This is a genomic window from Paenibacillus lacisoli (assembly GCF_030580655.1).
Classification (GTDB): Bacteria; Bacillota; Bacilli; order Paenibacillales; family Paenibacillaceae; genus Paenibacillus; species Paenibacillus lacisoli.
Genome location: NZ_JAUQTB010000001.1, coordinates 378,131 through 404,548, shown reverse-complemented (window position 1 = coordinate 404,548; position 26,418 = coordinate 378,131). Strand labels below are relative to the sequence as shown.

At 51.6% G+C, this 26,418-nt stretch carries 28 protein-coding genes; 23 read left to right on the top strand and 5 right to left on the bottom strand.

Going from position 1 to position 26,418, the window contains the following annotated elements; genetic code table 11:
• Window positions 1-242 precede the first annotated feature (242 nt).
• Window positions 243-2,252, top strand: coding sequence for a methionine--tRNA ligase (gene metG, locus Q5741_RS02030; protein ID WP_305022370.1), 2,010 nt, complete (start codon window positions 243-245; stop codon window positions 2,250-2,252).
• 103 nt (window positions 2,253-2,355) lie between these two features.
• Here metG and Q5741_RS02025 read toward each other — a convergent pair whose 3' ends face one another.
• On the bottom strand, window positions 2,356-4,806 hold the full coding sequence (locus Q5741_RS02025; RefSeq protein ID WP_305022369.1) for a molybdopterin-dependent oxidoreductase: 2,451 nt from the start codon (window positions 4,804-4,806) through the stop codon (window positions 2,356-2,358).
• A gap of 101 nt (window positions 4,807-4,907) precedes the next feature.
• Entirely contained in the window at window positions 4,908-5,330 is a 423-nt protein-coding gene (locus Q5741_RS02020) for a hypothetical protein (protein WP_305022368.1), read from the bottom strand.
• A gap of 191 nt (window positions 5,331-5,521) precedes the next feature.
• Here Q5741_RS02020 and Q5741_RS02015 point away from each other — a divergent pair, with 191 nt between their 5' ends.
• The 3 genes from Q5741_RS02015 to Q5741_RS02005 all read left to right on the top strand — a co-directional run bounded on the left by Q5741_RS02015 (window position 5,522) and on the right by Q5741_RS02005 (window position 7,085).
• On the top strand, window positions 5,522-6,004 hold the full coding sequence (locus Q5741_RS02015) for a methyltransferase domain-containing protein (protein ID WP_305022367.1): 483 nt from the start codon (window positions 5,522-5,524) through the stop codon (window positions 6,002-6,004).
• 15 nt (window positions 6,005-6,019) lie between these two features.
• The gene (locus Q5741_RS02010; protein WP_305022366.1) at window positions 6,020-6,310 is read left to right on the top strand and encodes a hypothetical protein; all 291 of its coding nucleotides are present in this window, start codon (window positions 6,020-6,022) and stop codon (window positions 6,308-6,310) included.
• 76 nt (window positions 6,311-6,386) lie between these two features.
• On the top strand, window positions 6,387-7,085 hold the full coding sequence (locus Q5741_RS02005; RefSeq protein WP_305022718.1) for a cytochrome c biogenesis CcdA family protein: 699 nt from the start codon (window positions 6,387-6,389) through the stop codon (window positions 7,083-7,085).
• Between the two features lie 9 nt (window positions 7,086-7,094).
• On the opposite strand, the gene splB is transcribed toward Q5741_RS02005, so the two are convergent.
• Window positions 7,095-8,171 (bottom strand): spore photoproduct lyase, encoded by a 1,077-nt coding sequence (gene splB, locus Q5741_RS02000; RefSeq protein ID WP_305022365.1) that lies wholly within the window; start codon window positions 8,169-8,171, stop codon window positions 7,095-7,097.
• A gap of 254 nt (window positions 8,172-8,425) precedes the next feature.
• Between splB and mntR the strand changes: the two genes are divergently transcribed.
• From mntR to Q5741_RS01985, 3 genes are all read left to right on the top strand, one after another.
• Window positions 8,426-8,851, top strand: coding sequence for a transcriptional regulator MntR (gene mntR / locus Q5741_RS01995; RefSeq protein ID WP_305022364.1), 426 nt, complete (start codon window positions 8,426-8,428; stop codon window positions 8,849-8,851).
• A 209-nt stretch (window positions 8,852-9,060) separates the two neighbouring features.
• Window positions 9,061-10,698 carry a family 10 glycosylhydrolase gene (locus tag Q5741_RS01990; protein ID WP_305022363.1) on the top strand — a complete coding sequence of 546 codons (1,638 nt, stop codon included), beginning with the start codon at window positions 9,061-9,063 and terminating at the stop codon, window positions 10,696-10,698.
• 99 nt (window positions 10,699-10,797) lie between these two features.
• Window positions 10,798-11,793: a patatin-like phospholipase family protein gene (locus Q5741_RS01985; RefSeq protein ID WP_305022362.1), complete on the top strand. Its 996-nt coding sequence runs from the start codon at window positions 10,798-10,800 to the stop codon at window positions 11,791-11,793.
• Between the two features lie 143 nt (window positions 11,794-11,936).
• On the opposite strand, the gene Q5741_RS01980 is transcribed toward Q5741_RS01985, so the two are convergent.
• Window positions 11,937-12,254, bottom strand: a complete 318-nt coding sequence (locus Q5741_RS01980) for a hypothetical protein (RefSeq protein WP_305022361.1) — start codon at window positions 12,252-12,254, stop codon at window positions 11,937-11,939.
• A 6-nt stretch (window positions 12,255-12,260) separates the two neighbouring features.
• The gene (locus Q5741_RS01975; protein ID WP_305022360.1) at window positions 12,261-13,253 is read right to left on the bottom strand and encodes a DUF1385 domain-containing protein; all 993 of its coding nucleotides are present in this window, start codon (window positions 13,251-13,253) and stop codon (window positions 12,261-12,263) included.
• Between the two features lie 197 nt (window positions 13,254-13,450).
• On the opposite strand from Q5741_RS01975, the gene Q5741_RS01970 reads away from it, so the two are divergent.
• The 16 genes from Q5741_RS01970 to Q5741_RS01895 all read left to right on the top strand — a co-directional run bounded on the left by Q5741_RS01970 (window position 13,451) and on the right by Q5741_RS01895 (window position 26,389).
• On the top strand, window positions 13,451-13,945 hold the full coding sequence (locus Q5741_RS01970; protein ID WP_305022359.1) for a YqhR family membrane protein: 495 nt from the start codon (window positions 13,451-13,453) through the stop codon (window positions 13,943-13,945).
• Between the two features lie 116 nt (window positions 13,946-14,061).
• Entirely contained in the window at window positions 14,062-15,132 is a 1,071-nt protein-coding gene (locus Q5741_RS01965; protein ID WP_305022358.1) for a M24 family metallopeptidase, read from the top strand.
• 57 nt (window positions 15,133-15,189) lie between these two features.
• Entirely contained in the window at window positions 15,190-15,747 is a 558-nt protein-coding gene (gene efp, locus Q5741_RS01960; RefSeq protein ID WP_305022357.1) for an elongation factor P, read from the top strand.
• 262 nt (window positions 15,748-16,009) lie between these two features.
• Window positions 16,010-17,263, top strand: coding sequence for an aspartate kinase (locus tag Q5741_RS01955; RefSeq protein ID WP_305022356.1), 1,254 nt, complete (start codon window positions 16,010-16,012; stop codon window positions 17,261-17,263).
• 170 nt (window positions 17,264-17,433) lie between these two features.
• The gene (locus Q5741_RS01950; RefSeq protein ID WP_305022717.1) at window positions 17,434-17,700 is read left to right on the top strand and encodes a YqhV family protein; all 267 of its coding nucleotides are present in this window, start codon (window positions 17,434-17,436) and stop codon (window positions 17,698-17,700) included.
• Window positions 17,701-17,772: 72 nt separating this feature from the next.
• Window positions 17,773-18,777: a stage III sporulation protein AA gene (gene spoIIIAA, locus Q5741_RS01945; protein WP_305022355.1), complete on the top strand. Its 1,005-nt coding sequence runs from the start codon at window positions 17,773-17,775 to the stop codon at window positions 18,775-18,777.
• Entirely contained in the window at window positions 18,770-19,288 is a 519-nt protein-coding gene (gene spoIIIAB, locus Q5741_RS01940; protein WP_305022354.1) for a stage III sporulation protein SpoIIIAB, read from the top strand. The genes spoIIIAA and spoIIIAB overlap by 8 nt, the downstream gene beginning before the upstream one ends.
• A 13-nt stretch (window positions 19,289-19,301) precedes the next feature.
• A complete protein-coding gene (gene spoIIIAC, locus Q5741_RS01935) occupies window positions 19,302-19,505 on the top strand; it encodes a stage III sporulation protein AC (protein WP_305022353.1) in 204 nt (67 codons plus the stop codon).
• Window positions 19,506-19,527: 22 nt separating this feature from the next.
• The gene (gene spoIIIAD, locus Q5741_RS01930; RefSeq protein WP_305022352.1) at window positions 19,528-19,917 is read left to right on the top strand and encodes a stage III sporulation protein AD; all 390 of its coding nucleotides are present in this window, start codon (window positions 19,528-19,530) and stop codon (window positions 19,915-19,917) included.
• Window positions 19,918-19,977: 60 nt separating this feature from the next.
• Entirely contained in the window at window positions 19,978-21,270 is a 1,293-nt protein-coding gene (gene spoIIIAE, locus Q5741_RS01925; protein WP_305022351.1) for a stage III sporulation protein AE, read from the top strand.
• Window positions 21,271-21,284: 14 nt separating this feature from the next.
• Window positions 21,285-22,058: a stage III sporulation protein AF gene (gene spoIIIAF, locus Q5741_RS01920; protein WP_305022350.1), complete on the top strand. Its 774-nt coding sequence runs from the start codon at window positions 21,285-21,287 to the stop codon at window positions 22,056-22,058.
• 17 nt (window positions 22,059-22,075) lie between these two features.
• A complete protein-coding gene (gene spoIIIAG, locus Q5741_RS01915; protein WP_407074302.1) occupies window positions 22,076-22,717 on the top strand; it encodes a stage III sporulation protein AG in 642 nt (213 codons plus the stop codon).
• A 45-nt stretch (window positions 22,718-22,762) separates the two neighbouring features.
• Entirely contained in the window at window positions 22,763-23,632 is an 870-nt protein-coding gene (locus Q5741_RS01910; RefSeq protein WP_305022349.1) for a SpoIIIAH-like family protein, read from the top strand.
• Window positions 23,633-23,990: 358 nt separating this feature from the next.
• Complete coding sequence (gene accB / locus Q5741_RS01905) at window positions 23,991-24,461, top strand: acetyl-CoA carboxylase biotin carboxyl carrier protein (RefSeq protein ID WP_305022348.1); 471 nt, start codon at window positions 23,991-23,993, stop codon at window positions 24,459-24,461.
• A 48-nt stretch (window positions 24,462-24,509) separates the two neighbouring features.
• Complete coding sequence (gene accC / locus Q5741_RS01900; protein WP_305022347.1) at window positions 24,510-25,853, top strand: acetyl-CoA carboxylase biotin carboxylase subunit; 1,344 nt, start codon at window positions 24,510-24,512, stop codon at window positions 25,851-25,853.
• 128 nt (window positions 25,854-25,981) lie between these two features.
• Complete coding sequence (locus tag Q5741_RS01895) at window positions 25,982-26,389, top strand: Asp23/Gls24 family envelope stress response protein (RefSeq protein WP_305022346.1); 408 nt, start codon at window positions 25,982-25,984, stop codon at window positions 26,387-26,389.
• Window positions 26,390-26,418: the final 29 nt, after the last annotated feature.

Genomic DNA, 26,418 nt, shown 5'->3' with positions numbered 1-26,418 from the left:
GGAGATGCTGCAAACCGGTCTGACAGGAGGTCCGAAGATGGTCCGGGAGGAACTGCTTTCGAGTTAGGCGAATGCGTAATGAGGGAGCAGCGTGATCCAGCGTTAATGGACGGTTGGACAACAACCGGTGGAGCCTGTGTTCGTAAGAATACAGGGAATTTGGGTGGTATCGCGTGAGGAGACTCTCGCCCCAGCAGGGGTGAGGGTCTATTTTTGTTGATTTCAAAGGAGGAACATAAGTAATGGCAGAGAAGAAGACGTTTTATCTGACTACGCCAATCTATTATCCAAGCGCCAAGCTGCATATTGGTCACGCTTATACGACTGTGGCGGGGGATGCTATGGCCCGCTACAAACGGCTGAGAGGATACGATGTACGTTACCTGACAGGCTCGGATGAGCACGGGCAGAAGATCGAACAGTCAGCAGCCAAGGCAGGCAAGACGCCGCAGCAGTTCGTGGATGAGATCGTAGAGGGGATCCAGGATCTGTGGAAGAAGCTCGACATCTCGCATGATGACTATATCCGTACGACGGAAGAGCGCCACAAGAAAGTCGTTCAGGAGATCTTCGACCGCTTGCTGAAGCAGGGCGATATCTATAAGGGCGAATACGAAGGCTGGTACAGTATCCCTGACGAGACCTACTATACGGAAACACAGCTGGTGGATGTGGAGAAAGATGCGGACGGCAAGGTCATCGGCGGTAAAAGTCCGGACAGCGGGCACCCGGTTGAGCTTGTGAAGGAGGAATCCTATTTCTTTAGAATGAGCAAATATGCGGATCGTCTTGTTCAATATTACAATGACAATCCGGACTTTATTCAGCCGGTGTCACGCAAGAATGAGATGCTCAACAACTTTATCAAGCCGGGTCTTGAAGATCTGGCGGTATCCCGTACAACCTTCGAATGGGGCGTGAAAGTCAAAGGCGACCCGAAACACGTTGTGTACGTATGGATTGACGCCCTTTCCAACTATATTACGGCACTGGGCTATGGTACAGATAATGACGAGCTGTTCAACCGGTATTGGCCTGCAGACGTGCATTTGGTCGGCAAGGAGATTGTCCGTTTCCATACGATTTATTGGCCGATTATGCTGATGGCGCTGGACCTGCCGCTGCCGAAAAAAGTATTTGCTCACGGCTGGCTGCTGATGAAGGATGGTAAAATGTCCAAGTCCAAAGGCAACGTCGTGGATCCCGTAACCCTGATTGACCGGTACGGCCTGGACGCCCTTCGCTACTATCTGCTGCGTGAAGTGCCATTTGGTTCGGACGGCACATTCACACCGGAAAGTTTCGTGGATCGTGTGAACTCGGACCTCGCGAATGATCTGGGCAACCTTTTGAACCGTACGGTGGCTATGGTAGATAAATACTGCGGTGGGCAGGTTCCTGACTTCGAGAGCGGGGTTACCGAGTATGATGAAGCGCTGGAAGAGTTGAGCCGTACAACCTACAGCAAGGTCGAAGAGGCCATGGAGAATCTGGAGTTCTCCGTTGCCTTGACAGCCATCGGCCAATTCATCAGCCGTACGAACAAGTATATTGATGAGACGCAGCCTTGGACGCTGGCCAAGGACGAATCCAACCGTCGGTCACTGGATTCGGTCATGGCGCATCTGGTCGAGAGCCTGCGGATTTCTTCCATCCTGCTGCAGCCGTTCCTGACCCTTACACCGCAGAAAATTTGGGATCAGCTTGGTCTGCAGGCTGGTGAACTGACCAGCTGGGAGAGCGGCAAGCAGTTTGGCAGCATTCCTGCCGGGACCCAGCTGCACAAGGGTGACCCGATTTTCCCGCGGCTGGATACCGAACAAGAGGTAGCCTATATTGTGTCCGCGATGGAAGCAGGGAAGCCGGCTGCAAGCGGCGGAACAGAGAAGGCTGCAGAGGAAGCAGCTGTTGAAGCTGTTGAAGAGAAGGAAGAGATCGGTATTGAGGATTTCGGCAAAGTTGAGCTGCGCGTTGCACAGGTTATCGCCTGTGAGCCGGTCAAAAAGGCAGATAAACTGCTGAAACTGCAGCTGGATCTGGGTTATGAACAGCGTCAGGTGGTATCCGGTATTGCGAAGTTCTACACGCCGGAGGAGCTGATTGGCCGCAAGGTGATCTGTGTAACCAATCTAAAACCGGTGAAGCTGCGCGGTGAGTTGTCCAGAGGCATGATTCTGGCGGCATCCCACGGCGATCAGCTGACTCTGGCTTCGGTACCTGACAGCATGCCGAACGGTGCAATTGTCAAGTAGGGTCTTGCCGCAGTCGTAATGAATTTGTGAAAAACCAACAGAAAAAGCTGCTCCACAGCCATGCTTTATGGCCGAGGAGCAGCTTTTTTCTGTTCGCTAACGATCAATCATCACGGTTTGTCTTGCCGGTATAGCTGCTGCGCTGGGGAGCATAAGGCTGCAGCGGAACGCTGAGGACGGAGATTGGAACCTCCAGAGACTGGCCTGTCTGGATACTGTAAGGTGTGTCCAGTTGATTAATCTTCAGCAGATCGGCGGGTTGCAATCCATACTGCTCCGCAATATAAGCTGCAGATTCACCTTCCACGACCGTGTGCTGCCGGCGGAGCTTGTTGATCCGGCCGGCGCAGTGCTTGAAGGTAGGCTGCTTGGAGAGCGGATCGACAAAGTCAGCGGTCAGCTCATTCGCAGCCTGATGTCCTTCCCAGCTGCCGAAATGGAATGGAACAAAAATCAGACCCTGCTGGACAACATCACTGATCTTGACAGGCACTTCAATCCAGCCCCGGGGCGAAGTCACGCGGACGACTTCGCCTTCAATGACACCCAGCTGCCGGGCATCTTCATGATGCAGCTCGGCATAACCATGCGGTGCCGCCATCTGCAGATAAGGGGAGCGGCCGGTCTTGGTACGCGTATGCCAATGCCACACCAGCCGGCCTGTCGTGATCCAGAATGGGTACTGCTCGTCCGGCGACTCGGCCGGCGGGTTGTAACGGGTGGCGTACAGGATAGCCCGATTGTGGGCTTTTTTAGCGGCAAATTCTTCATGCGTCAGTGCCCGCCCTGTGAACTCGTCCTTCGTATAGCTTTGGGCATAGTCCGGCGAGGTATGGAACTTGAGATCCGTGTATAACCGGGGTGTGCCTTCAGGATTCTCGGCATTAACCGGCCAGCGCAGGCCGTTAGACTGTTCAAGCTTTTCGTAGGTTATACCGGTCATATCGCAAGGGCGGCCTGCGGACACGGTTTTCCATTCTTCAAAAGCTTCTTCAGGCGTCTGATACGAAATCAGAGGGTTTCCGTCCCGATCCCGAAAATCCATCCGTTTAGCAAAATCGAGCAAAATGTCAAAATCGGTTTTCACATTCTGTGGCGGATCAACAGCCTTGCGGAGCAGGTTGATGGTACGGTCTGCGTTCTCCATCGTCCCTTCCTTCTCCCCCCACATGGCTGCGGGGAGGATGACATCGGCGACTTTGGCAGTTTCCGTAAGGAAATGATCCTGCATAATGACAAACACCTTCTCAAGCGCCCTGCGCGCCCGCTGGCGGTTCGGAAGAGAAACCATCGGATTGGTGCCGATATTCCAGAAGACAGCAATCTCCTCCCGTTCCATCATCTCAAGCTGTTCTTCAATACCTTTCTCGGGCCCGGCCGGCAGAGTCATGGGATCTACATTCCACAGCTGTCCCATTTCCTTGAGATGGGCCGGATTCATAGGGTTGCGGTGCGCGGGATAAGTACCGACGCCGCCTGCCGTCCGGTTGGCTGATGAACTCGGTTGACCAGCCATGTGCAGGGGGCCTGAGCCTGGCTTGCCGATCAGTCCGCGGATCAGGTGCATATTGTTGATCGCTACACAGGAGGTGGTTGCATCCGCGCTCTGAAAGGCTCCCTGAAGGGTAGTCGTTACAAGCGAGGGTGTCTCCGAGAGTACACGTGCCGCCTCGTATAGAGTACGCTCTTCGATTCCGGTTTCTCTGGCTGCGCGGTCCGGGGTCCATTCTTGCACACTTGATTTCATCTCATCAAAACCAATCGTGTACTGCTCTATAAACTTCATATCGGCAGCCCCGTTTTTCAGAATTAAATGGATCAATCCGTTCAGCAAAGGTACATTGCTGCCCGGTCGGAGCTGTAAATGCAAATCTGCCTGCCGTGCTGTCAGCGTGCGACGGGGATCCACAGCGATAATGTAAGGCTTGCCCGTACGCTGTTTCCGCTGCATAATCCGTTCATGAAGCACGGTGCCCGTCTCAGCGACATTGTGGCCGAAGAGCATTAATGTGTCGCATACATCTACATCATCAAAGGAAGCAGGCGTTCCATCTGCGCCAAAAGACTGCAGCAGGCAAAATTCAGTTGTCGCGGTACAGAGCCGGGTATTCGCATCCAGCAGATGGGTATGAAGACCGGCACGGCCAATCTTGGCTATCGTATAATAATCCTCCAGGAATCCCTGGCCTGTGGAATAGATGGCGATGCTGTTAGAACCTTTCTCCTGGCGGGCTTTTCTGATTTTGGACGTAATCAGTTCCATCGCCTCATCCCAGCTGGCAGGTTCCAGCTCCCCATGCGCCCTGCGTATCATAGGAGAGAGCAGGCGGTCTGGGCTGTTATTGGCCTGCCACTGATTCTCGCCTTTAGGCCCAAGGCGTCCGCGATTGATTGGATGTTGGCCGTTCCCTTTAATGCCCACAATATGGTCGTCTTTGACCGCAATATGACATCCGCAGCCAACCGAGCACAGATTGCACGTGCTGTACACCCAGCGGTCTACTTCACCTTGGCTGTACACATTCATGTCGATACGTTCTTTTTGCCAGCTCATGGATGCTCCTCCTTACCGGTCCAGTCCAGTCTAGTTAAGTTATTTTATGATACTTCCATTGCAATGTGGTGCAGGATGATGAACAGATTGACTAATGGGACTTACGCCTGCGGCTGATACAGCGCTGGAACCACAAACTTGATAGCCGAGGCACCATAGAGCTGTTTCAACTCTTCTGCCGCCTTTCGAAGCAGCTGTTTGATCTCCGGAAAACGATTCTCCAGCTGGATGGCCTCGCACGAATCGGCGTGATCCATCCACTGTACCGCCCTGAGCCAGGCTCTAAACGTTGATTCCACAACCTCATCGTTGAGATAAATAATGGAAATGTCATTTTTTATCTCTGACAGCGGGGGCGTTCTCTCTTCCTTTAATCGGGACAAAAGCCGTACGAGAGCTGCTTGCTCGTCCTCTAATGCGGTCCGGAACAGTACAACGAGTGGATGAGTCATGCTTGCGGTTTCCTCCAGGGTCTGACGAACCCCGGCCATAATCGCTGCAAATCGTTCTTGGAGTATGCTCATCGTGGACCTCCTTTGTATGAATATACATATTGATGTCACTACACATTCACCGTGACCAAGGGGACCTGAAACGGTAAGTCTTCAAGACGGCTCCTGCAGGAAACCGGGATCATTGCCAGAACGAGAAGAATTACATATAATTACAGCAGTCTGATCTAGGAGGCGCAGCCAAGGAATCCAGGGAGGAAGCGTTGAAGCGGGCAGAGATGCCGCCGGGTATGAACCAAATTTTGAATCAAAGATCATTGAGTTCGGCGAATCGCAGACTGGCAGAGCTGATCCAGCCTGGTATGCGAGTGCTCGATGTCGGCTGTGGAAGCGGCGCCATTACCAAAGGGATTGCAGAGCAGGCAGGACCGGATGGACAGGTCGTAGGCATTGACAGCAGCAAGCAGCTGATTGAGGAGGCGCGAGAGCGGTATGGGGAGATACCGAATCTTCATTTTGAGATAGGGGATATCTATAATCTGAAGTATGAGGGTGTATTTGATATTGTAAGCGCATCCAGGATTCTCCAGTGGTTGTCCAGACCTCAGGATGCTCTTCACCAAATGAAGAAGGCGGCACGGCCAGGCGGCAGAGTACTGGTGCTGGACTATAACCATGAACGAATTGTCTGGCGCCCGGCTCCCCCGGCTTCAATGCAGCATTTCTACCGGCGCTTTCTGGAATAACGTGCAGATTTAGGAATGGATAACCGTATTGCGGATCATTTGAGAGAAATTTTCCGAAGCACCGGTTTGACACAGATCAATACTACGATTCAGTTGGAACGCAGCGAGAGAGGGGACCATGATTTTGAGAAAGGGATCGGGATCTGGGCAGCCGTTGCATCCAGCCGGGGTCAACAACTGGTCAGTGACGGATATGTTACAGAAGAGGAGCGTGCAGCAGCAGAAGAGGACTACAGAGATTGGATAAAGGAGGAAGCCCGGCTGCAGGAGATGTATCTGCTCGCAGTTGAAGGGATTCGGGCATAACCTACTTAGGACCTGCGTAGGCTGATAGAACAGGACATCCTGTATGTCAGTGACGAAGGGTGGAAATCTCGTGGAAATGAATTTATGGGTAGCCTGGATGGCAGGTGTCATATCATTTGCTTCTCCCTGCTGTTTACCCCTGTATCCATCCTACCTTTCTTACATAACCGGATTGACCGTTCAGCAGCTGAAAAACAAGGGGGGCGAGCAAGGTGTGCGAGCCTTGACGCTGACACATACGTTGGCGTTTATTCTGGGTTTCTCGGCGATATTTTATTCACTTGGAGCCAGCGCAGGTCTCATCGGCAGTCTGTTTACCACACACCGGGATCTCCTGAGGCAGCTGTCCGGGATCCTGATGATGATGATGGGCCTGTTCACCCTGGGTCTCATTCAGCCGAAATGGCTGTTAAGCAGCTACAAGCTGAATATGACACAAAAGCCTGCCGGTTACCTCGGCTCCTTCATTCTGGGAGTCGGGTTTGCGGCAGGCTGGTCTCCTTGTGTGGGGCCGATGCTCGCATCCATCATTGCACTCGCGGCAACTCGTCATGAATGGTGGTTCTGGCTCATTACCGCTTATGCCAGCGGATTTGCACTGCCTTTTTTTGTCCTGTCCTTGTTCAGCGGTTATACACGGATGATCACAAAATATTCCGGTATCATAATGAAGAGTGGTGGAGCTATCCTGATCCTAACCGGACTGCTGCTTTGGACCGATCGTTTGTTTCAGCTGACGCTCTGGCTACAGAGGCTCGTGCCGGCCTGGATCTAAATTTAAATCCTAGGTGAAGTAATCAATGTTGGACAAAGGAAAATGCTCGAAAATCTGCTCCGAGATAAACTCACGCAGCGCAGTCTGCTGGTCATCCGGGTAAACGTATTTATTTTGTCCCCAGCGCCCCCATTTCGATTTGCGCTTCTCGATGTCCATCTCCAGCTTCGTCTTGGGATAACGTTTCTCGATCACGGCTTTGGCTGTTTTGGTAAACCGATGCTGAATCATCTCAAAGGTCAGGTCGTGCTGGGCTTCCGGCGGAAGTGCTTCTGCCAGCTTGCGCAGCAGTTCGCTGTATCCCTCTTCCCAACCGTCATACCAGATAATAGGGGCGATGATAAAACCGAGCGGATAACCTGCACGGGCAATTTTGCCGGCGGCTTCAATCCGTTCCTCAAAACGGGAAGTGCCTGGCTCGAATTGGCGGATCACATAGTCTGCGTTCACACTGAAACGAATTCGGGTATGCCCTTTATGGTCCAGCTGCAGCAGCGGATCTACATGATGATATTTGGTTACAAAGCGGAGCCGGCCATATTCTTCATTTGCCATAAAAGTAATCAGGTCGGAGAGGGAGCCTGTAATATGCTCCAGTCCGACAGGGTCCGATGTACAAGCCGCTTCAAAACGCGTAATTTCCGGCACTCTCTCGTTAATATAGTTTTTGGCAGCGCCTATAATATCGTCGGTGTTGACGTACACTCGGACATAAGGCTTTGCCCCCAGGGTTGTCTGGAGATAACAGTAATGGCAGTGGCCCATACAGCCTGTAGAAATCGGGATAGCATATTCAGCGGAAGGCTTGGACTGGTCGAATTTTAATGTTTTGCGAATGCCGACAACCAGTGTTCGTTTGGCCATCCGGTACTGCTCCTGTTCGGTGTCACCGGGAAGATTGGTGATCCGGTTGTGGGAGGTCGTCATCCGATATGGAATTTCCTGTGACTTTACCCATTCCATAATACGCTGCCCTTTAGGATAGTTCAGGGCGTCTGGTTCAAAATAAACAAGGTCCGGAACAAACGGCTTTGTAGCTCTGGGTTTTGCTTTTGTCTTTGAACGTTCCAGTACTTCTGTTGACATCGGCGTTGTCCCCTTTCTGGACCAGCATAATTTCAGCTATAGTGTGCCCGTAGGAGACGCAAAGCAAGTCATGCCAAATTTATCGGGATGACTGCAGCAGCTCTGGTCGCCGTGCATAATGCCGTAAGTCTTCGGGTTTATGTAAACCGTACTCGACTTGCCAATTCCTATTGATAACATGTATCATTACTAGAGCAGTTGAACGGTAGTTGTAACGGCGGCAAGCGTTGTATACAAAGAAGAGAGGGAAGCAGATGCCAACGCCCAGTATGGAGGATTATTTGGAGCGGATCTATAAGTTGATCGATGAGAAGGGATATGCAAGGGTATCGGATATTGCCGAAGGCCTGGAGGTGCACCCCTCCTCCGTGACCAAAATGATCCAGAAATTGGACAAGGATGAATACCTGATTTATGAGAAATACAGGGGGCTTATTCTTACACCGAAAGGTAAAAAAACAGGTAAACGGCTCGTTGACCGGCATCATCTGCTGGAGGAGTTCCTGGAAATGATCGGTGTTCATGAAGATAACATTTACAAGGATGTGGAAGGAATTGAGCACCATCTCAGCTGGGATTCCATCACAAGAATTGAGACCCTGGTGGAGTATTTCCGGCGGGACGAGCGTCGAGTTCAGGATTTGCATGAAGTCCATCAGGAGCTGACGAACGAAAACTGACACCATTCATCCAACCTGCATCGTCCATAAGGACTGATGCTTTTTTATGCTGCTTCAGGACGTTACATTGGCATAAAATTCTTGCTTTTCCGCAACAAACCCTCTTTTTTGGCGTCTATCCATTAAGACAGGCCGAAACCAGCAGCTGCTTACCAGGCTGTCTGCTGCGGGCCTGCCAAATCCAAACATGCAGTGGAGGACGACAGGAAATGAAGGGAAACAAATGGTGGATGATGGTGCTGATGCTGCTGCTGTTAGTAACATCGGCTGTACCGCAGGCAAGCGCTGCAGCGAAACAAATTTCCATCTATCTGGATGGAACGCGGCTTGCTTCGGATACTGCGCCGTATATTCTGGCCAAATCAAACGTAACGATGGTGCCGCTTCGCGTCATTAGTGAAGGGCTTGGAGCTAGTGCCTATTGGGATCAGAAATCCCGTACCGTCAACATCTCCGGACAGCAGACAGATCTGACGTTAACTTATGGCAGTAAAATAGCGATGGCGAATGGGAAATCGGTCGCTCTGGACACTGCTGTAGATCTGAAGAACGGCCGTGTTATGGTTCCTATCCGTTTTGTCAGTGAGCAGATGGGCTTACAGGTACTGTGGAATCAAAGTACATACCGGATTGATCTGAACTCGATGTCTGCGGGTACGCCAGAGGTTCCGGGAACGACAACACCTGTACCAAACCTTCCGGCAAACCCGGGTACCGTTGATTCGAGTACAGGCGTGCGCGGAGCATGGATTTCGACGATCAACGGAGACTGGCCGTCCAGTGGTTCAACGGGTAAGCCCGCGGCACAGCAGCAGGATTATATCAATACGCTCGATAAACTGAAAGCTATGGGCATTAATGCAGTTTATGTACAGGTACGTGCCAACTCGGATACGATCTATCCATCAGCCTATGCGCCTTGGGGCAAGTTCCTGACAGGAACTCAAGGCAAGGATCCAGGTTATGATCCGCTCGCTTTTATGATCCAGGAGACGCACAAGCGGGGCATGCAGTTCCATGCCTGGTTTAATCCGTTCCGGGCGAGTACAACGACCAGTACGGCTGCTCTTGCCAGCAGCCATGTAGCGAAGGCGCATCCCGAATGGATCGTGAACGCGGGCAATCAGCTGTATATTAATCCGGGAATTCCAGCTGCGCGTCAGTATATTATTGACAGCATTATGGAAGTGGTAAAGGGTTATGATATTGACGGCGTTCATATGGATGACTATTTCTATCCGTCCAATGCGGCATTTGCAGACAGTGCGGCATATGCGGCATACAATACAGGACGCTTCAGTACTTTGGCGGACTGGCGCCGGGATAATATCAACCAGTTCGTTCAGCAGCTGGGACAAGCCGTTCATCAGGTGAAGCCTGCTGTTCAGTACGGCATCAGTCCATTCGCGGTCTGGCGCAACAAATCGGTGGATCCTACCGGTTCAGATACCAAGGCAGGAATTACTACCTATGACAGTATGTATGCTGATGTACGGACATGGGTGAAGCAGGGCTGGATCGATTATGTGATGCCGCAGGTGTATTGGAGCATCGGCTATGCGCCTGCAGATTATGCCAAGGTCGTTGCCTGGTGGGTTCAGGAAGTAAAGGGTACGAAGGTACAGCTGTATATCGGCCATGCGGCCTACAAGGTCGGAGCTGCGAATGAGGCAGCTAATGGCTGGAGTAAACCAACGGAGTTGATCAGCCAGCTGAGTCTAAATGGAAAATATCCCGAGATTGGCGGCGATGTCTTCTTTAGTGCACAGCACCTGATCAAGAACCCGCTGGGAGTGTCTGAATTAATTCGCTTATATTATGCCTATGGGCTTGGATTTTCGTCTTAAGGAAGTTGGAACTAATTTAATATCATAAAGTCATAATGAAAGCCCCTTTCTCATACATAGACTGTACAGCGGTCTGCGGAAGAGAAGGGGGTTTTTGTCATGCTGATTAATGCTGTATTCGAAGGCGGCGGGGTTAAAGGCATTTCATTGGTTGGTGCCGTGAAAGCGGCTGAACAGGAGGGGGTGACTTATCACCGGCTGGCAGGAACCTCTTCGGGTTCGATCGTGGCTGCTCTGATATCTGCCGGTTACAGCGCAGATGAAATGAAGGACGTGATCGAGCGCACGCCGTTGATCTCCTTGCTGCGACGTTCCAAATGGTTTGATACACCCTGGATCGGTCCCGTAGCACGTATACTGCTTAAGAAGGGTTTATATTCAGGAGAAGCGCTGGAGTACTGGGTCAAAGGGCTGCTGCGTGCCAAGGGCATAAGAACCTTCGGTGATTTGCCTCCGGGCCGACTGCAGATTATTGCTTCCGATATCACGAACGGCAAAATCCTTATTCTGCCTCAGGACCTGGTCCGCTTCGGTATGGAGCCTGACAAATTCGAGGTTGCGAAGGCGGTACGGATGAGCAGCAGCATTCCTTATTTCTATGATCCCGTCATGCTCAGACTGCCGCCCAATCAGCGGCGTGGGGTGAGCTTTGCCGATCAGTTTGTGTACGTGGTGGACGGGGCGCTGCTCAGCAATTTCCCGCTCTGGCTCTTCGACCGTGACCAGCTGGATTCTACAGGGCGGCTGATCCCGACGGTCGGCTTTCAGCTTGTCGGCAAGCAGTCCGGGCAGCGGGCCCGTATCCGCGGACCTGTCAGCATGCTGCAGGCCATGGTCGATACGATGCTGTCCGCCCACGATGAGCGTTACATTGAGCAGACGAACCGCTACCGCACGATCAAGATTCCGGGGCTCGGAATCCGCACGACGCAGTTCGATATTTCATCTGCGGATCAGCAGCGGCTGTTCGAGTCAGGTCTTCGGGCAGGCAGCGAATTTTTCGGCAAGTGGAGCACTAAGGTATATTATGATCACTTTACGAAGCACAGCCCGATTTTTCAGGATGATAAAATAAAGCCGCTGGTCAAAATATAACAACTAGGCTTCCCAAAACGGTCGGAATAACCGGGGAAGCCTCTTTGATGCGCTGTGCCTGATATGGCAAATCTGGAAACGGGTATAAAAATAACCGGCCGGGCAAGAAGAACTTGCCGTAACCGGTTATCGTGTCCGTTAGATTAATGATACTTGGGAATATTATCGTCCTCTTGTTTGCCTTTATGTCCTTCAATCACATAGAATGGATACTCCTTGCGGCGTTTGGACGCGGAGGACGAGGTTTTGCGGGACTCGGCAACCTTGGCCATGGTGCGGGCGGACGGCTTCACCTTAGGCTGTTTGCTTCGTCCTCTGGAAGGCGGATACTTGTAAAGCAGGAACACGACGGCTAATAACACGACGGGTATTATCAGTGTGGTTAAGAATTGGGGAGAATCAATCAAACCAATAACAGCCAGAATGATGCTTCCCCAAAAAATGACTGCCTGCCTTATCATCGCATCTCATCCTTTCACGGGATCCAGTATCGTTCTTCCGGAGTTCTGTTCTACCGGGGACTGCTCCAGCTGGGCGTCCAGCTCGCGCATCCGGTTGAAGGAAGCGATCGATACCTCCACTTGGTCGTTAGTAGGTTCTTTGGTAGTCAACAGCTGAAGCCACAGCCCGGGATATCCGAGATAACGGAGGACCGGAATGTCGCGCATGGAATTAGTAATCTTCAGGAATTCAAACGATATTCCCAGTACGACAGGCAGCAGCAGAATACGCTGGCCTACCCGCTCCCATAAGCTGTCATACGTAAACAATGAATAGACAAGGATGCCGATGATTACGGTCAACATGATAAAACTGCTGCCGCAGCGGTAATGGAGACGGCTGTACTTCTGCACATTCTCGGGGGTCAGCTCTTCTCCCGCCTCAAAGGCACTGATCACCTTATGCTCGGCGCCGTGATACTGGAAGAGGCGTTTAACCATCGGCGTCAGAGAGATCATATACAGATAAAAGAGCAGGAGGATCAGCTTGATAACACCTTCGACGATGTTATGCAGGAACTGGCTCTTGAAGACGCTGCCGAAGAGCAGGTTTTCTACAAAAACCGGGACCAGCGTAAGAACCAGCTTGCCGAAGATAAAAGAAAGGATGCCGACAGCTGCAACTCCGATGATCATCGTCAGACTCCAGCGTGATTCTTCCTTCTCTTTCTGCTTGGCGCGTTCTTCCGGCTCCAGTTCATCATCCGCATACGACTCTGCAGCGTAATTCAGATGTCTCGTACCTTTGGCACTGGAATCTATGATACTGACAATACCGCGCAGGAGCGGAATTTTACGTAACTTCTGGACCCATGCCTTATCCTGCCGCGGCACTTCGAGGAATGTAATTTCCCGGTTCTTCCTTCGTACGGCTGTGACATTGACATGCTTGCCGCCGAACATAACCCCTTCGATGACCGCCTGACCGCCGTAGCTGACGGGTTTTGACGTTTCAGACAACAACTTCACCTTCCGTTCTTGGAATGAATGCGTACTTTCTACTACTATTGTATCGAATTTTGCAGCTGATTTCTAGTTTTAGGATATATCCCCTGTCCGGATTGAATGGCAATTTAGGAAATGCGCATACTAGCTATCATCTACTTGGCCTTATTACGATCCAGACAGCTGTCTTCAGGCCAGAAGGGGGAGCATTTATGAGTCAGATCAATCAAAGTGCCAGAACGAATCCGGTTGCTTTTGCCTTGGAACTTGGCTTTTTTGCAGGTTTGATATGGGGAACCATCCGCTGGTTTTTTTATGTACTGCACTTTACTGTCGTTGAACCGGGATTCCTGGCCGAACCTTTCTTCAAGCATCAATTCATCAAAAGCGGAGCAGGCCATCTGCTCGGCCTCCTGTTTTTTATTGCATTTTCTGTCATAGCCTCTCTGCTGTATACCGCACTGTTTCGGAAGTTCAAAGGGCCGGCAGGAGGGTTTGTGTACGGTATCTTTTGGTGGGTCATTCTATTTGTGCTGCTGGGTGCAAAAGGCGGGATGATGCGGCCGCTGAACCGCCTGACCTGGGATACAATTACTTCGGAATTTTGTGTTTTTCTGCTGTGGGGCCTGTTTATTGGCTATACGGTAGCTACCGAGTTTACAGACGAAAGAGTAAGGGAACCGGAAAAGGCAGGGAGCCTATCTTAAAAAAGCTTCTCAACCGTGTTGTGCCATGGTAAAATAGCATTTGGTTATTTGCGTATAGTAACCTTGCTATATGCGCTTTTCGATACCGTAATGACGCGGAAAGAAGGAATGAACCGATGGAAAACAAGCGAGTGATCAAACTGCGCCAGGCTTTGGCAGATCGTAAACTGCGCGCCATGTTGGTCGTCAGTCCCATCAACCGCCGATATTTGAGCGGGTTTACCGGCTCGGCGGGGTATGTGCTTATTACGGAGAACGATAGCTATCTGTTGACAGATTTCCGTTATATGACGCAGGCGCCGGAACAGGCGAAGGGGTTCAAGGTCGTTGAACACGCTTCGAATGTGATGGATACGGTTAAAGAAATTCTGGACGGGCAGCAAATCCGCGAAGTGGGTTTTGAACAGGATAATGTTACTTTTGGTACCTACCAGTCCTATAAGGAACGCCTTGCTCCAATTGATATGGTGCCGGTATCGGGTATCGTGGAGCAGATCCGTATGTTCAAAGATGACGAAGAACTCGCGGTTATGCAGCGTGCTGCTGACCTGGCAGATGCGACTTTCGAGCACATTCTGGGTTTCATTAAGCCTGGGGTTACAGAACGTGAACTGGACCTCGAAATGGAATTCTTTATGCGCAAGCAGGGTGCGACCTCTTCCTCGTTCGATACGATTGTTGCGTCCGGGGAGCGTTCAGCGATGCCTCACGGTGTGGCCAGCAGCAAGAAGGTACAAGCCAACGAGCTGATCACCTTTGACTTTGGCGCACTACTTGACGGCTACTGTTCTGACCTCACGCGCACGGTTGCTACTGGAAATCCGGTCCCGCAGCTGCGTGAAATTTATGACATCGTGCTGGAAGCACAGCTACATACGCTGGAGCATATCAAGCCGGGAATGACAGGCCGCGAAGCTGATGCCCTTGCCAGAGACATTATCACCCGTCATGGTTATGGCGAACAGTTCGGGCATAGTACAGGCCACGGACTGGGCATGGAAGTGCATGAGTCTCCAAGGCTGTCCAAACTTAGTGATGACATTCTGAAGCCGGGTATGGTTGTAACGGTTGAACCGGGAATTTACCTGCCTGGTCTTGGCGGTGTACGGATCGAGGATGACATCGTCATTACAGAATCTGGCATTACTGTCCTGACGCATTCCAGCAAGCAGTTTACTGTGGTATAAGAGCCATCAAGCAACACGAAAACAAGCATTCATGATCCTGTAGGAGGGGTTTTTTCAGTGATTAACGTTAACGATTTCAAAACAGGCCTGACCGTAGAGGTTGACGGCGACATCTTTACAGTTCTTGATTTCCAGCACGTAAAACCAGGTAAAGGTGCTGCATTCGTGCGCTCCAAGCTCAAAAATCTGCGTAACGGCAATACCGTTGAACGCACGTTCCGTGCCGGCGAAACGATCGGCCGCGCGCAGATCGAGAACCGTGGTGTATCTTACCTGTACGCGAGCGGTCAAGAGCATACCTTTATGGACAACGAAACTTACGATCAATTCAGCCTGACCAGCGACCAGCTGGAATGGGAATTGAATTTCCTCAAAGAGAACATGAACGTTCACATCGTCAGCTACCAGGGTGAAATCCTGGGTATCAACCTGCCTACCAGCGTTGAGCTGAAGGTTGTTGAAACAGAGCCAGGCGTAAAAGGTAATACGGCTCAAGGCGCCCTGAAAAGCGCTAAAGTTGAAACAGGCCTGAATGTTCAGGTTCCTCTGTTCATCAACGAAGGCGACGTACTGCTGGTCGATACACGCGACGGCAAGTATATCTCCCGTGCTTAATAGCCCCATGAACAATGATAATCCCTGCCGCATTTTTGCGGGAGGGATTTTTTGTGCTGCCAACCCCGCCGTAATGGCACTTTTGAAAAAAAGGGATGGATGATGCAGTTCTTTCGTATTATACTGTACTAAAGCATGTGAGGTTACAGGCAGGAACAAGCTTGGACAGAGCAGCAATTTGCACCTTTTCGTATGCAGCTGCCTAAGATGGAAGGGCGCAAAACGCGTAGAAGAAAGAGCACAAGTGAGGAGTGAGCTGGCGTTGTCTTTGTATGTGATGAAATTTGGAGGCAGTTCGGTTGGGGATACAGAACGGATGAAACGTGTCGCCAAGCGGATTGCAGAGAAACAGGACGAGGGACATCAATGCGTGGTGGTTGTATCTGCAATGGGAGATACAACAGACGAGCTGATTGACCAGTCCAAGCTGTTGAATGAAAATCCACCCGCCAGGGAAATGGACATGCTGATGGTCAACGGAGAACAAATCTCGATGGCCCTGCTCTCCATGGCGATTCATAATCTCGGGCGTGACGCTATTTCGTTCACAGGCTGGCAGGCCGGCTTCCGGACGGAGGCTGTTCACGGTAAAGCCCGCATTACAGACATCCATCCGGAACGGGTGAAGAAAGCGCTCGGCGAGGGCAAGATTGTCATTGTTGCCGGATTCCAGGGGATGACAGATGAAGGTGAGATTACAACCTTGGGACGCGGCGGTTCCGATACGACGGCAGTCGCCCTGGCGGCAGCAATCGATGCAGACTTCTGCGAAATCTACACGGATGTAGACGGAATTTATTCCACAGATCCGCGGATCGTCAAGAATGCACGCAAGCTGAAGGAAATCTCTTACGATGAAATGCTGGAACTGGCAAACCTGGGGGCCGCAGTGCTGCACCCGAGGGCGGTGGAATATGCCAAGCATTCAGGAGTTCCCCTGATTGTACGGTCCAGCTTTAACTATAATGAAGGTACGGTTGTGAAGGAGGAAGCAGTCATGGAACAGGGAGTCGTAGTCAGCGGGATTGCCTATGATAAGAACGTAGCACGCATCAGCATTTTGGGAGTCGCAGATCATCCGGGTGTCCTGGCCCGAGTTTTTGGTTCTTTGGCTGCGCATCAGATCGATGTAGATATCATCGTGCAAAGCGGCGGTCAGAATGGGGAAGCGGACTTCTCCTTCACCGTAGGGCTATCTGATCGTGAACGTGCGATCGAGGTGCTGAACAAGACCCGTGATGAACTGCCTTTCCGGGATATTACGTTCGAGGACAATCTTGTCAAAGTATCTATCGTCGGTGCCGGTATGGTCAGCCATCCAGGCGTTGCAGCCCAGATGTTTGATGTGATTTCGGATCAAGGGGTCAATATCAAGATGGTCAGTACCTCCGAGATCAAGGTCTCCTGTGTCATTGAAGGCGGTAAGCTTCAGGAAGTGATTCGCGCCCTGCACACCGCTTACAATCTAGATACGGAGGAGCAGGCATTCGTTGGAGGTCCGGAGACTCGCCGGTAATTGAATACTTCTATTTAAATGTGAGAGAAAGAGGCTGTCCCCGAGGGGACGGCCTTTTTTTGTTTTACTGCAGACTGCTAATCTATCATTTTCTCCGGAGAAACGGAATGAAAAGGTGACCGTGCTGCATATCTATCAAAAGACATCATTCGGTCAAAGGAGGAAAAGTAATCATGGACAAGTTTGTAGGGAGCATGGCGCTGCTCCGAATGCTATCCGGTTGTGCCGAGATTATCGCGGCAATCTGGATGCTGAAGCTGAATCAGGTGGATAAGGCACTGGCTGTCAACTCGGCACTTGCATTTGTGGGGCCGTGCATCTTGGTGCTGACTACGGGTATTGGCCTGGCAGGGATGGCAGATCGTCTTTCCTGGGACAAGATCGGCCTGATCGGCTGCGGGGTCGCTCTACTCTTATTCGGGATTTTAAAGAAATGATAGATTACCGGTCTAAACGTGACTTTCCTGCATACACATAGGGTATACGAAGGACAACTAGGGGGCTTGGTTATGAGGCTGCATTGGCTGGAGCTGTTTCCCGACCTATTGCAGAGAATGCTTAGATCGCTTCCTGATGAGAGGTTTACCGCTCTTGAGGAAGTCCGGATAAGGGAAGGCAGGGCTCTTGAGATTAATACGGGCGGTGACAGCTATTTTGTAACTCCTGACGGTGAATTGACATCAGAGGAGAACAAGGCGTACAAGCCAGGCAGGGAGGATACCTACCGGCTTCTGGACACCATCAGTAACCACTCTCTGTATACGATGGAAGAGGAACTGCGTAAAGGCTTTATCACCCTTCCGGGAGGGCATCGGGTAGGGCTGGCCGGCAGGACGGTCCTTAGCGGAGGAGCTGTAGAACATCTGAGGGACATTAGCAGCTTTAATGTCAGAATTGCCCGTGAACTGCCTGGTATTGCCGATAATATTCTGCCATTTCTATGGGACGAGTCTGGCGGGCGATTACACCACACATTGATTTTGTCGCCACCTCAGCAGGGGAAGACAACGCTGATCCGGGATTTGGCCCGTCAGATCAGCACAGGCACGGGATACGAAGATGGGGCAAATCCCTTTGCCCGCGGGCAGAAGGTCGGCATCGTGGATGAACGCTCAGAAATTGCGGGCAGTCATAAGGGAGTGCCCGGGTTTGATGTCGGTCCACGGACGGATGTCATGGACGGATGTCCCAAGGCGGAGGGCATGATGATGATGATTCGTTCAATGTCTCCGGAAGTTCTGATCGTGGATGAGATTGGGCGAACGGAAGATGCTTATGCTGTGCAGGAAGCCATGCAGGCTGGCATTTCGGTCATAGCGACAGCTCATGGCCGGGAATTGGCCGAGCTGTCGCGGAGACCAGCTTTCTCGCCTATGCTCAGTCAGGAGCTGTTCCAGCGCTATGTTCTTCTGCAGCGCAAGGGGAGTGTTATCAGCTTCAGAGTAGCTGACGCCAAGCAGCGGATGATGATCATCCCGGATGTTTCCCGAAAGGGGAGGGATAGACATGCTTAAGATGACAGGAGCGCTGCTCGTGATGTTGGCTGCTACGCTGGGCGGATGGTATCAGGCAGGTCTGTATGCCCGGAGGCCGCGTCAGATCCGTGAGCTGATCACCGCACTGCAGAGACTGATGACGGAGATCAATTATGGCTTTACACCGCTTCCTGAAGCTATGTCCAAGATGGGCCATCAGCAGCGTGAGCCGCTGCGAAGCCTCTTTCATCGGGCTGCCAGGCTGATGGAACCCGGTACGGGCAAAAGCGCGCAGGACAGCCTGCATCAAGCCATCGAGGAATGCTGGGGCGCTACGGCAATGAAGCAGCCGGAGAAGGAAGCGCTCCGCCAGCTTGGATTCAGTCTTGGCACCAGCGACCGGCAGGACCAGCTGAAGCACGTATCACTGACCATACAGCAGTTATCCCTTGAAGAGACGGCAGCGCTTGCCGATCAGCAGCGTTACGAGAAGATGTGGAGAAGCCTTGGGATGCTCTGTGGTGCATTAGTCGTCATTTTGATCTTTTAGCGGGGTGCCAACGATGAACCTTGAAGTAAACGCGATTTTTCAAATTGCGGGGATCGGCATCATTATCGCCATGATTCATACCGTTCTGAAGCAGATGGGCAAGGAGGATATGGCCCATTGGGTCACAGTAATCGGATTTGTCGTCGTCCTGTTTATGGTCGTCAGGCTGCTCGATAGTCTCCTCCAGGAGATAAAGTCGATATTTTTGTTCCAGTGAACTCTGTAAGTAGGTGGTCTCTATGGAGATGATTCAAGTGATCGGCCTCGGGCTGATAGCTACCGTGCTCATCCTGGTCGTCAAGGAACAGAAACCGATGTTTGCCTTCCTGATTGCTGCTGCGACCGGCATTCTGATATTCCTTATGCTGGTAGGCAAAATTGGCTCTGTGGTGGAAGTGTTGGAACGGATCGCGGAATCGTCAGGCATTGACCTGATATATCTGAAGACGGTGCTCAAAATTATCGGTATTGCCTACATCGCCGAATTTGGTGCACAGGTGGTCAAAGATGCCGGGCAGGACAGCATTGCTTCCAAGATAGAGCTGACCGGGAAAGTGCTGATCATGGTGCTAGCGATACCCATCATCAGTATCATTATTGAAACGGTGATGAAGCTGATGCCCACATAGTTCCGCATAGAGATAAACGGGGCTTGAACTGCCGCGAGCAAACCGGGAAGGAGCGTAGAAATGAAGCGATTGCGCAGATGGTGGACAGCCTGGCATATACGCTTGTTATCAAGCCTGCGGCCGGCTGCCGACCGCCGCGCTCCGCAGGTCCGGCTTGATTCAAAGCCCGGGATCAGCTGTACAAGCCTGCTCGTGCTGGTGATCTGCTTCTGGCTGGCCGGCACGGCTCCAAGTCTAGCGGACGACCCAGCGAAGCCGCCAATGGATCAGTGGGTGAAGCAGCAGGCTGACCTTCTGCCAAAGGATGAGGTTGAGCGCTATTGGGACGGCTTGATGAAACAATACGGCGGCTTCTTCCCCGATGGCTCGGTACCCTCGTTTATGGACATGCTCCTTCCCGGCGGGCACGGTTTCAGCCTGCAGTCGGTTTTCTCGGCGATCGGCTCCATTCTGCTGCATGAAATTTTGTATAATGGCAAGCTGCTGGTAACCATCGTGATGCTAAGTATTATGAGTATGATTCTGGAAACGCTCCAGACAGCTTTCGAGCGTAATCAGGTCAGCAAAATCGCTTATTCCTTGTGCTACATGGTTATTATCGTCATTGCAATTAACAGCTTTAATGTAGCCATCGGCTACGCCAAAGACGCCATCAACGACATGATCAATTTTATGATGGCGATGGTGCCTCTCCTCTTTACACTGCTGGCTTCCATGGGCAATATCGTTACCGTCTCGGTGACGCACCCGCTTATTGTGTTCATGATCAACATGGTCGGGACGACCATCCATATCGTTGTCTTTCCGCTCATGTTTTTCTCGGCCGTTCTGCATCTGGTCAGTTCGATCTCTACCAAGTACAAGCTGACCTCGCTTGCCAATCTGCTGCGAAACGTTAGTGTAGGTCTGCTGGGTGTCATGCTGACCATCTTCCTGGGTGTAATTTCTGTACAAGGATTGACCGGATCGGTGACAGACGGAGTGACGATCCGGGCGGCAAAGTATGTAACCGGAAGCTTCGTCCCTGTGGTCGGCAAGGCGCTTGCTGATGCGACCGACACGGTCCTCTCCGCTTCCCTGCTGGTGAAGAATGCGGTTGGCTTGGCAGGTGTACTGATACTCCTCTTCCTTTGCGCGTTTCCGGCACTCAAAATCCTGACGCTCGCTCTGATTTACAAGATCACGGCAGCGGTCATGCAGCCCATGGGAGACACGCCAGTCGTAGAATGTCTTGAGGCCATCGGCAAAAGTATGGTATTTGTATTTGCTGCACTTGCCGCAGTGGGTCTGATGTTTTTCCTCGCAGTGACCATTCTGCTGACTGCAGGCAATCTGACCGTCATGCTCAGGTGAAGGGGGGGGGAGAGATGGAATGGCTCAGCGGATGGCTGAAGGAGCTGATTCTGATCGTCATGCTTGCTGCCTTCGTAGATCTGATGCTGCCAAGCAAGTCTATGGAGCGTTATGTCAAGCTGGTATTAAGCCTGCTGATCCTGCTTACCTTGCTCACGCCTGTTGTTAAACTGCTGAGTGCAAATCCGGCTGCGAAGCTGCAGGAGACGTTCCAGGCGATGACACGGGGGGGCAGTCTTGACGGAAAAGCTCCGACACTGGAGCAGGTGCTGGCGGATGGGAAAAAGCTAAGACAGCAGCAGGATCATCAGGCTCTGCAGTGGGCTGGCGAACAAATGGCACAGCAAATGAAGGAGCAGATCAGCCAAGAAACGGGCATTATGGTCCAATCTGTTCAGATTGGCATTCGGGACGGGAGCAGCATTTCGCAGGATGGCAGCAGTCAAGCGGCTCAGCCGGATGTTCAGTCAGTCACTGTATTGCTGGGCCCTCCCCGAGATCCTGCAGGTGAAAAGCCGCCGGATTCTAATAAGAACGACTCTCCGAGAGAAATCAGGGTTGATCCTGTTGCAAGTGTCCATGTTCAGCTGGGCAAAGATGCGGAAGATTCCGGAATGACCAGGACAGGCCACGGACCGGGTACCGAACAGCTGGCTGACAGCGCTGTTTCCGTTCAGGCTGATGAAGCGCAAGTGAAAAGCATCATTGAACTGGTCCATTCGCGCTGGAGTATTGAGAAGTCCAAAATAGATATTCGCCAGAGTACTTCAGAATCAGGAAAAATGTAATAAGGGGGGGAGAATCCGTGGGGAAATTGACGGAATGGCTTGGCAAGCTAGCTGGCGGAAACGGGCCGAAGCGTACCCATGTGCTGCGCTGGCTAATTATTCTTGGTTTGCTGGGCGTGGCCATTATGCTTCTCAATTCCTTCGTGAATGTTAAAAAGATCGATCCCGAAAATGTCGGGAGGGAGCCGCCAGGCACACTGGCACCTGCCGAACAGGCTTCCACTGCTTCATCAGGGGGCGGGGGAGACTCCTCTTTTGCCAGTATCGAGAATGCCTTCGAGAGCAGCATGAAGCAGATGCTGGAACAAATTGTCGGTGTAGGAACAGTGGATGTTATGGTCACTGTTGATTCGACAGAAGAAATTGTGGTTCAACGCAATGTCAAGGACAGCCAGGAGCAAACAGAGGAAAGTGATTCCAATGGGGGTAAGCGGAACAGCACGCAGTTTACCCGGGACGGAGAAATCGTCACCTATGAATCCTCGGGCAGTCAGACTCCAATCGTCACCAAGCGGATTAAACCGAAGGTTCGCGGAGTACTCGTGGTTGCCAAGGGTGCCGAGAATCCGGTCGTCAAGCAGCTGATTGTGGATGCGGTAGAGAAAGGGCTGAACGTGCCAGCCTATCGTGTGTCAGTAGTGCCTCGGAAGCAGCAGTAACGGCCAAGTGCCGATATTTTAAAGTGTTGGGGAGGAAATGACGGTATGAATAACAAAAGACAAACAATCTGGCTGGTATCGATGCTCAGTCTGATGGTGGTTCTTTCGGCGTATTATCTGTTCACAGAGGATTCAGGACCAGCCAAAACACCGGTAGCGGGCAGTCAGCAGCAGGACACGAAAGCCGGTGCAGCGGGCCAGGCAGGAGATAAGGAGTCGGCAGACGGTCTTGTGGTGAACGAGGTAGTAACCGGTGACGCGGCAGAAGAGGCAAGCGGAGAAAGTGACAGCGGAGCTGCAGACAAATCCCAGGCTTCTTCAGACAGCGAGGGTCAGAAGGCGCCCGCTCAAGAACCGGCGAATACAGACCCTGGCAAAGCAGACTCCAAGGATTCGTCCCAGCAGTCCGAAGATTCGACCAGCAGTTCTGCTTCCGGCGCAGGTGACAAGGAAACGGCAGCCGACGCAAAAGACCAGGCAGCGGCCGGGGGGGCGAAAACAGATGATCAGGTGCTGAAGGAGCTGGAAGACGACAACGCGGCCAAGCCGGTAACAGCTTCCGCAATTGATCAATATCTATTCGAGCGCGACCAAAGCTATAATGAGAAAACCGAAGAGCTGAGCGCGGCGATGGCCGACATGTCCAAAAATCCGGAAGACTCGGCCAAAGTAGAAAAGGAACTGCAGGCTCTGGAAGAGAAGCAGTCCAAAATTACAAATATCGAAGAAGAGCTGAAGCAAAAGTATGCTAACGCAGTCGTACGTGAAGAAGCCAATGAGAAATACAACGTCGTTGTCATCAGCGACAAGCTGGATGCCAAGCAGGCTGTAGGTATTATCGATCTGGTCATCAAAGAATTAAAAGTACCTCAGGACAAAATCAGTGTCCAGCATGTCAAGGAAAATAGTAAATAATAAATAAATTGCCTTCCCGGAGCGGATTTGCAGCCGGGGAGGCTGCTTTTTTATGACCAAGTGATAAAATAAATTTTGCAGTAATTTCACATATTTCGTATAATGCAGAATGAATGTCGTATTAGACAGCGGCTCAGCTGCCTTTTTCGGTGCGAGCATGACTGTGTGACGCGCTTGTCCATTTACTAAACCAGGGACAGGCTGCAATAGAATCAGTACGGCCCGGACGGTGAACGGTCATCAGGTCAGGGACGTTGCACGAAACCAACCTGTCCAGCTGCTGATTGACTGGCCTGAATTGTCTATGCGATCAGGGCCGCCAGGGGCGACGGCAGAACTTGAAGGAGTGAACATGTTCATGTTTAAGTTGAGTGAAATTAAAGAACTGATCAAGCTGTTGGATGAAACATCCGTACACGAGCTTGAGATTGAGAATGAAGGATCCCGCCTGACCATTCGTAAGCCAGGCAAAACCGAAGTTGTCAGCGTACAGGCGATCCAGCCGGCACCGGCTGCCATTGCAGCTCCAGCTGCTTACCCGGCCTCCGTACCTTCAGCTGAACCGGTACCGCAGGCAGAACCCAGCAACTTACATAAAATTCTGTCTCCGATGGTAGGTACTTTCTACAGTGCTTCTTCTCCGGATAACCCTCCGTTCGTTAAAGTGGGCTCCAAGGTCGGTGAGAAGACAACCGTATGCATCATCGAAGCGATGAAACTGATGAATGAGCTGGAAGCTGAAGTCAAAGGTGAGATCGTCGAGGTACTGGCTGAGAACGGTCAGCTCGTAGAATACGGTCAGCCGCTGTTTCTGGTAAAGCCGGAGTAATCAGACTTTAGAACAGCGTGTGTCTGTCACTCCAAAGGAGGATATACAATGAAATTTCATAAAATATTAATTGCGAACCGCGGCGAAATTGCGGTTCGCATTATTCGTGCCTGCCGTGAGATGAATATTTCAACGGTGGCCGTATATTCGGAAGCGGATAAGGATTCCTTGCATGTTCGACTCGCTGACGAGGCTTATTGCATCGGGCCTACCTTATCCAAAGACAGTTATCTGAATTTCACAAATCTGATGAGTGTTGCAACCCTGACGGAATGTGATGCTATTCATCCAGGTTACGGGTTCCTGGCCGAGAACGCAGATTTCGCAGAAATCTGCAACTCCTGCAATATCGCCTTCATCGGTCCTTCTCCGGAAGCCATCAACAAGATGGGCGACAAGGCTGTTGCCAAGCAGACGATGAAGGATGCTGGCGTTCCGGTCATTCCGGGTTCGGACGGGTTGGTTGACAGTCTGGATGAAGCGGTTATGATCGCGCGTGATATCGGTTATCCGGTCATTATCAAGGCTACTGCCGGCGGTGGCGGTAAAGGAATCCGGATCGCGGAAGACGAGGATATGCTGGTCCAGCAGATTACGACTGCCCAGCAGGAAGCGGAGAAGGCTTTCGGGAATGCAGGCGTTTATCTGGAGAAATATTTGACGGGCATGAAGCATGTTGAAATTCAGATCATTGCTGACCAGCATGGTCATGCCGTTCACCTGGGCGAGCGAGACTGCTCGATTCAGCGCCGTCGTCAGAAGCTGATTGAGGAAGCACCATGTCCGGTGTTGAATGAAGAGATTCGTCAGCGGATGGGTGAAGCTGCTGTGCGTGCAGCTCTGGCGGTAGAGTACTCCGGCGCAGGCACCCTGGAATTTCTGCTGAGCCCGAACGGGGAGTTCTATTTTATGGAAATGAACACTCGGATTCAGGTAGAGCATCCCGTAACAGAGATGATTACTAATGTTGACCTGATTCAGGAAATGATCTCCGTGGCGGAGGGCAATCCGTTGTCGTTCACCCAGGAAGAGGTTACTTTCCAGGGCTGGGCTATTGAATGCCGGATCAATGCAGAGGATCCAAGCCGTAACTTTATGCCGGCACCAGGAAAAATCGGCTTTTATTTGCCGCCGGGCGGACCAGGAGTGCGGGTAGACAGCGCTGCTTATCCGGGATACAGCATCCCTCCGTTCTACGATTCCATGATCGCAAAGCTAATCGTATGGGCGCCTACAAGAGAAGAAGCTGTCGCCAAGATGAAGCGTGCATTGGCTGAGTTCGCGGTCGAAGGAATTCCGACCACCATTCCTTTCCACCAGAAGCTGCTGGAGCATCCTTCGTTTATCAAGGGTGATTTCGATATCAAATTTCTCGAGGAGAACGAGATTTAAGAGGCATATCCGCCTTGTTTGTCATAATGTTACCCAAATGATATAGTATGAATAATAAGTGCGCTTGTCTCTCCAGCGCACCGCCGCAGAGCGACACGAAACTTATATTCCGAAAGGTGTGGATGGGTATGAGCTCATTGCCAACAGAATTTGAACGGACAGACATCGGGGAGATCCAGATTGCACCCGAAGTCATTGAGATTATTGCCGGCCTGGCTACGGTGGAAGTGAATGGCGTTGCAGGAATGAGCGGCGGATTCGCGGGCGGATTCGCGGAGCTTCTCGGCCGCAAAAATTTGTCCAAAGGCGTAAAGGTGGAAGTAGGTCAACGCGAAGCGGCTGTCGATGTCTCGGTCATTATCGAATATGGCAACCGTCTTCCGGAAGTGGCTACTGAAATCCAGCGTAATGTGAAACGCTCCATTGAGAATATGACAGGTTTGACCGTAGTTGAAGTGAACGTCCATATCCATGATGTTCAATTCAAGAACGCGGAGAGAACGGAAGAGATTGATCAAACCGGCCGGGTGAAATAAGAGTATGACACGTAAAACCCCCGACGCTT

What these genes read in the sequence shown, in the direction of transcription:
- spoIIIAD (WP_305022352.1), top strand. Translation starts at nt 19,528, where the DNA reads ATGGAGATGATTCAAGTGATCGGCCTCGGGCTGATAGCTACCGTGCTC.
- Q5741_RS02025 (WP_305022369.1), bottom strand. Translation starts at nt 4,806, where the DNA reads ATGAGCTGGCAAAAAGAACGTATCGACATGAATGTGTACAGCCAAGGT.
- Q5741_RS02005 (WP_305022718.1), top strand. Translation starts at nt 6,387, where the DNA reads ATGAATTTATGGGTAGCCTGGATGGCAGGTGTCATATCATTTGCTTCT.
- Q5741_RS01985 (WP_305022362.1), top strand. Translation starts at nt 10,798, where the DNA reads ATGCTGATTAATGCTGTATTCGAAGGCGGCGGGGTTAAAGGCATTTCA.
- Q5741_RS02010 (WP_305022366.1), top strand. Translation starts at nt 6,020, where the DNA reads ATGGATAACCGTATTGCGGATCATTTGAGAGAAATTTTCCGAAGCACC.
- Q5741_RS01980 (WP_305022361.1), bottom strand. Translation starts at nt 12,254, where the DNA reads ATGATAAGGCAGGCAGTCATTTTTTGGGGAAGCATCATTCTGGCTGTT.
- spoIIIAE (WP_305022351.1), top strand. Translation starts at nt 19,978, where the DNA reads ATGAAGCGATTGCGCAGATGGTGGACAGCCTGGCATATACGCTTGTTA.
- Q5741_RS01965 (WP_305022358.1), top strand. Translation starts at nt 14,062, where the DNA reads ATGGAAAACAAGCGAGTGATCAAACTGCGCCAGGCTTTGGCAGATCGT.
- Q5741_RS01910 (WP_305022349.1), top strand. Translation starts at nt 22,763, where the DNA reads ATGAATAACAAAAGACAAACAATCTGGCTGGTATCGATGCTCAGTCTG.
- accB (WP_305022348.1), top strand. Translation starts at nt 23,991, where the DNA reads ATGTTTAAGTTGAGTGAAATTAAAGAACTGATCAAGCTGTTGGATGAA.
- mntR (WP_305022364.1), top strand. Translation starts at nt 8,426, where the DNA reads ATGCCAACGCCCAGTATGGAGGATTATTTGGAGCGGATCTATAAGTTG.
- splB (WP_305022365.1), bottom strand. Translation starts at nt 8,171, where the DNA reads ATGTCAACAGAAGTACTGGAACGTTCAAAGACAAAAGCAAAACCCAGA.
- metG (WP_305022370.1), top strand. Translation starts at nt 243, where the DNA reads ATGGCAGAGAAGAAGACGTTTTATCTGACTACGCCAATCTATTATCCA.
- spoIIIAB (WP_305022354.1), top strand. Translation starts at nt 18,770, where the DNA reads ATGCTTAAGATGACAGGAGCGCTGCTCGTGATGTTGGCTGCTACGCTG.
- Q5741_RS01990 (WP_305022363.1), top strand. Translation starts at nt 9,061, where the DNA reads ATGAAGGGAAACAAATGGTGGATGATGGTGCTGATGCTGCTGCTGTTA.
- Q5741_RS01970 (WP_305022359.1), top strand. Translation starts at nt 13,451, where the DNA reads ATGAGTCAGATCAATCAAAGTGCCAGAACGAATCCGGTTGCTTTTGCC.
- Q5741_RS02020 (WP_305022368.1), bottom strand. Translation starts at nt 5,330, where the DNA reads ATGAGCATACTCCAAGAACGATTTGCAGCGATTATGGCCGGGGTTCGT.
- spoIIIAF (WP_305022350.1), top strand. Translation starts at nt 21,285, where the DNA reads ATGGAATGGCTCAGCGGATGGCTGAAGGAGCTGATTCTGATCGTCATG.
- spoIIIAA (WP_305022355.1), top strand. Translation starts at nt 17,773, where the DNA reads ATGAGGCTGCATTGGCTGGAGCTGTTTCCCGACCTATTGCAGAGAATG.
- Q5741_RS01895 (WP_305022346.1), top strand. Translation starts at nt 25,982, where the DNA reads ATGAGCTCATTGCCAACAGAATTTGAACGGACAGACATCGGGGAGATC.
- spoIIIAC (WP_305022353.1), top strand. Translation starts at nt 19,302, where the DNA reads ATGAACCTTGAAGTAAACGCGATTTTTCAAATTGCGGGGATCGGCATC.
- accC (WP_305022347.1), top strand. Translation starts at nt 24,510, where the DNA reads ATGAAATTTCATAAAATATTAATTGCGAACCGCGGCGAAATTGCGGTT.